The organism is Bacillota bacterium (assembly GCA_040754675.1).
Classification (GTDB): domain Bacteria; phylum Bacillota; class Limnochordia; order Limnochordales; family Geochordaceae; genus Geochorda.
In genome coordinates, this window is sequence record JBFMCJ010000361.1 from 1 (window position 1) to 4,302 (window position 4,302).

Consider the following 4,302-nt stretch of genomic DNA (forward strand, 5'->3'; position numbering starts at 1 on the left):
AATCGTCGGGTACAGCGTGGAGCACCTCCACCCCCAGAGCACGCCCGTCGAGTCTCCTGCGTGCCTCCTGATGGTGACCGATGGGGTCAAGGAGGAGGCGCTCGACGAGCGGCCCGCTGATGCAGCGGGCGTGGTCGAGCGCTTCTCCCGCCCGAACGACGATGCCACGGCCCTGATCATTCACTGGGGCTAGCCCGTCAGGGCCCCAGACTCGCAGCAACAGGAGGCCAGAAGGCGGGCATGGCACGTAGCGTCATTGTGCTGGTCATGCACGGTGAACCCCCGCGAGATTTCCCGCGCGAAAGCCTCACGGAGTACTTCACGCTCCACGAGCGCCTGCACGCCGCTTCGCCGGAGGAGACGGCCCGGCTCAGGGGGCGTGTGGAGACCCTCGAGCGGGCGATCCGGGAGTGGCCGCGAAGCGCTCGAAACGACCCGTTCTACGCCGGCTCCCTCGAACTCGCAGAAGCCCTTCAGCGCCGGACCGGCCTGCGGGTGATCGTGGGCTTCAACGAGTTCTGCGCGCCGTCGTTGCCGGAGGCATTGGACCGGGCAGCGGCGCAGGCGCGGGAGGTCTTCGTGGTGACGCCCATGATGACCAGGGGCGGGGTTCACGCGGAGAGCGACATTCCCCGGCAACTGGAGCAGGCGCGGAAGCGCCATCCGGGGGTTCGATTCGTCTACGCGTGGCCCTACGGGGTATCTGACGTGGCTGCCTTCCTTGCTCGCCATCTGGAGCGATTTGGAATGGCGGTACCCGCTGCACCGGAGTGAGGTTCCGGCGCGGGCGGCAGGACTGGTGGCCTGGGACGCGAGTCGAGAGAACAGTGTTCACCGCATGCAGCTGCGCGGCGCACCGGCGGGTGGGCGGGAGGCTCAGCGGCGGTTCCGAGCGAATGCGCATTTCCCAGCTGGCGCGGTGGACTGCAGAGCTTGCCGGGCACCCTTCGGGCCGGTGAGGCGGGAACGGGGGACGGGCGCCGCCGGTGCCCGCCAGAGTGGGCCGGCGGCGGCCCGATACCCCCCGTGCAACGGAAAGGCTACCCCTGCTTGATGGCCTCTACGTGAACGTTGATCCGGACCTCGTCTCCCACGAGGACGCCGCCCGTTTCCAGGAGCGTGTTCCAGTTCAGGCCGAACTCCTTGCGGTTCACCCGGGTTTCGGCGCTGAAGGCGGACCGCTCGTTGCCCCACGGGTCCTTGCCCTGGCCGTCAAAGGTCACGTCGACGGGCACTTCCTTCGTCACGCCCCGCATGGTCAGGTCGCCGACGACCCGGAGCCGGTCGTCGCCCACCCGCTCGATGCGCCGGCTGCGGAAAGTCAGCGTCGGGTGGTGTTCGGCGTCGAAGAAGTCGGGGGAGCGCAGGTGGGTGTCCCGCTGCGGTTCGCCGGTATCGATGGAGTTGACGTCGATGCTCAGTTCCACGGAGGCGCGACTGGGGTCGGCCGGGTCGCCGACGATCTTGCCCTCCATCTTCTTGAAGCGGCCCTTGACCGTGGCGATCATCATGTGCCGCACCGAGAACTCCGCGATGCTGTGGGCCGGATCGAACACCCAGGTTGCGGCCCGGGCCGCGGTCTGACTCGAAGCTGCCGGATCTGCCATGGGGATATCCCTCCTCCTGGTGACTCCTGCCCATGCCTCACCTTGACGTCCGTCGAACTCGAACAAGCGTGCACCGTACAAGGACGGCGGGCAACGGGCGGTGCCTCATTGGAGCGGGTCGAGGCGCGCCACCTCGGGGGCGAAACGCTGCAGCGTGTCGAGCCGCAACCGGTAGTAGTGGTATGCCCCTTCGCGCCGCACGTCGACGAGGCGGCAGAGCTGGAGCATTCGGGTGTGATAGGAGAGCGTGGGGCGGGAGAGGTTGAGAGCCTCTGCCAGCTCCGCGCAGCCCATCTCGCCCCGGGCCAGCAGCAGCCTCACCATGCGAAGGCGCGTGAGATCCCCGAGCGCCCGGTAGACCCGCACCAGGTCGGATTCTTTGTCATGGACGCCGTCCATGGGGGCTCCCTTTCGAGATTTCGACAAACGTCAAAATCCACTGTCTATGTTATGAACCGTCTGGCGCGAGCGTGTCAAGGGATTCTCCTTTCGAACCGTCGCGGCAGGAAACGTGGGACGAACATCCAAAAACCACGATGGCACGGGACCAGCTTTCGCGACCCGCACGCCGCTGCTGCCATCGAGCGTCGCTTTCGACCTGCATCGAGCCTCGTACTCCGCCTTCGGCGCCGTCGTACCACACAAAAGACAGGGTAAGTGCCACGGGTTCGGGTCCGTGAGGGGGAAACGAATGCCGTGGAGGATAGCCATGTCGAGCGGCTGGTGGAGATGCTTGGCGCTGGCGCGCCGGCCGCGTCGGATGAGGCGGCCAGGGCGCTTCGTGAGCTGGGGAGGCTCGCCGTTCCTGCGCTCTTGCGGGGCCTGAGACACCATGACCACGTGCGGCGAATGCGATGCGCATCCGTGCTGCGCACCATGGGCCCGGCGCTGCAGGCCGCCGTTTCCGATTACGTGGCGCTTCTGACCCAGCCGGATCCCCAGGTCAGGGAAGAAGCAGCATGGGCCTTGGGGCTGCTCGGGTGGTGCGCCAGGTCGGCCGTTCCGCCCCTGAGCGCGGCGCTGGAAGATCCCGATCCCGCCGTCCGTGCGGCGGCTGAAGCCTCCCTGAAGGTGCTCCGGGCCTACTTCACCGGGCGGGCCGGCACTCAACTGGCGGTTGAGAGCGGGCCGGCTCACTGACCCGTCCCCGAAAAGGGAGCCCGGTTGCGCAAGGCGCACGAGCGGGGGTAGACTCGCGCCGGCGGGTGTGCGGCCCGGAGGGGGACGGGAGCGTGAGCAGGCAACGCAGCGCCGTGATCCGCCGTCGCTACGACCGGATCGCCCCGATTTACGACCTCATGGACATGGGCTCGGAGCGCCGTATGGGGGCGTGGCGCAAGGCCCTCTGGGACGGTGCCCGGGGGCGAATTCTCGAGGTCGGCGTTGGCACCGGCAAGAACATGCCCTACTACCCCTCCGGCGCTCGGGTGACGGCCATCGACTTCAGCCCCCGAATGCTGGAGAGGGCCGAGCGCCGTGCCCGGCGGCTCGGCGCCAGCGTCGATCTGATCCAGATGGACGCCCAGAATCTGGCGTTTCCCGATAACAGCTTCGACACCGTGGTAACGGCATGCGTCTTCTGCTCGGTGCCGGACCCGGTGCGCGGCCTCCGGGAGATCCGGCGGGTCCTCCGGCCGGACGGGAATCTCCTGATGCTGGAGCACATGCGCTCCGAGTTGCCCCTGGTGGGGCCCGCGATGGACCTTCTGAACCCCCTGGTGGTCGGCGTCGTCGGCGCCAATATCAACCGCCGCACGCTGGACAACATCCGGGCCGCGGGCCTGCAGATCACGTCGGTGGAAGACCTGCTGCTGGACATTTTCCGCCGCATCGTGGCCGTGCCCGCCAAGTGAGCCCGGAGTGACTCGGCAGCGAGCGTGCGCACCGGGACCCGGCCGGGGCGTGACAGCTCTTAGCCATGCTGGAAGCTGAGGACCATGCCGGCCTCCAGCGAGCGGAAGTCCACCCGCAGCCTGCCGCCCGGGCCAAACGTCGCAAGCGCGTAGGCCCCTGGAGCGGCGCCGCCGTCCTGCCAGCGTTCGAGGAACGACGGGACCGACACGTAGGGAATGCCCTTCACGATGCGCACGGTTGCCCAGTGCACGTGCCCGCTGAAGACGGCCGCCACCCTGGAGCTACGCTCGACAGCCGATCGAATGGCCTCCCGCTCCCGGGTGAAGGCCCAGTCGGGGAACGGCGAGAACAGCGGGTTGCCTTCGATGCTGTGGTCGTCGAGAGGGTGGTGGGCCAGGACGACCACAGGGCCTGCCGATTCTTGAAGGAGCCGTTCGAACGCCCGGACCTGCCCGGGCGAGACCGACCCGCCGACGCCGCCCAGGGCGGGGTCGCTGGTGTTCAGTACGAGGAAGGTGAGATCCCCCAGCCTGATCGCTTTGGGGTGGTGCGCGGGGGCGCCGGGCACGTCGTGGTTGCCCGGTACCTGCAGCAACGATGCCCGCAGCTCGGCCAGGATCGACGCCACCTCCGCAGCGTGCGCCACGTCGGCCTGCGGATCTTCGTTATCGATGCGGTCCCCGAGGTCAATCACCGCATCCGGCCGCACCCGCCCGTTCATCTCGTCCACGAACCGCCGCAACAGCCCCGGCACCACGCTTCCCGGTCGTGTGGGCCTGTCCGGTCCGTTGTGGATATCCGCTACCAAAACCAGGCGCACCACGTGACCCACCCTTCTTCC

7 protein-coding genes are annotated in these 4,302 nt (G+C 68.2%); 4 read left to right on the plus strand and 3 right to left on the minus strand.

Features of this window, described 5'->3' with window-relative positions:
• Positions 1-193, plus strand: a 193-nt coding sequence (locus AB1609_16820) for a stage II sporulation protein M (GenBank protein ID MEW6048109.1), incomplete at its 5' end; no start/stop codon positions are given.
• Positions 194-240: 47 nt separating this feature from the next.
• Positions 241-774, plus strand: coding sequence for a CbiX/SirB N-terminal domain-containing protein (locus AB1609_16825; protein ID MEW6048110.1), 534 nt, complete (start codon positions 241-243; stop codon positions 772-774).
• A 266-nt stretch (positions 775-1,040) separates the two neighbouring features.
• Here AB1609_16825 and AB1609_16830 read toward each other — a convergent pair whose 3' ends face one another.
• Positions 1,041-1,607 carry a YceI family protein gene (locus AB1609_16830; GenBank protein ID MEW6048111.1) on the minus strand — a complete coding sequence of 189 codons (567 nt, stop codon included), beginning with the start codon at positions 1,605-1,607 and terminating at the stop codon, positions 1,041-1,043.
• Between the two features lie 105 nt (positions 1,608-1,712).
• Complete coding sequence (locus tag AB1609_16835; protein ID MEW6048112.1) at positions 1,713-2,006, minus strand: metalloregulator ArsR/SmtB family transcription factor; 294 nt, start codon at positions 2,004-2,006, stop codon at positions 1,713-1,715.
• Between the two features lie 297 nt (positions 2,007-2,303).
• On the opposite strand from AB1609_16835, the gene AB1609_16840 reads away from it, so the two are divergent.
• A complete protein-coding gene (locus AB1609_16840) occupies positions 2,304-2,747 on the plus strand; it encodes a HEAT repeat domain-containing protein (GenBank protein ID MEW6048113.1) in 444 nt (147 codons plus the stop codon).
• A gap of 92 nt (positions 2,748-2,839) precedes the next feature.
• Positions 2,840-3,460 (plus strand): methyltransferase domain-containing protein, encoded by a 621-nt coding sequence (locus AB1609_16845; protein MEW6048114.1) that lies wholly within the window; start codon positions 2,840-2,842, stop codon positions 3,458-3,460.
• A 59-nt stretch (positions 3,461-3,519) separates the two neighbouring features.
• Here the strand turns inward: AB1609_16845 and AB1609_16850 are convergent.
• On the minus strand, positions 3,520-4,302 hold a 783-nt coding region (locus AB1609_16850), incomplete at its 5' end, for a metallophosphoesterase (GenBank protein ID MEW6048115.1).

Bases quoted from the DNA above. Each gene is read 5' to 3' on its own strand.
- AB1609_16830 (MEW6048111.1), bottom strand. From the start codon at position 1,607: ATGGCAGATCCGGCAGCTTCGAGTCAGACCGCGGCCCGGGCCGCAACC.
- AB1609_16835 (MEW6048112.1), bottom strand. From the start codon at position 2,006: ATGGACGGCGTCCATGACAAAGAATCCGACCTGGTGCGGGTCTACCGG.
- AB1609_16825 (MEW6048110.1), top strand. From the start codon at position 241: ATGGCACGTAGCGTCATTGTGCTGGTCATGCACGGTGAACCCCCGCGA.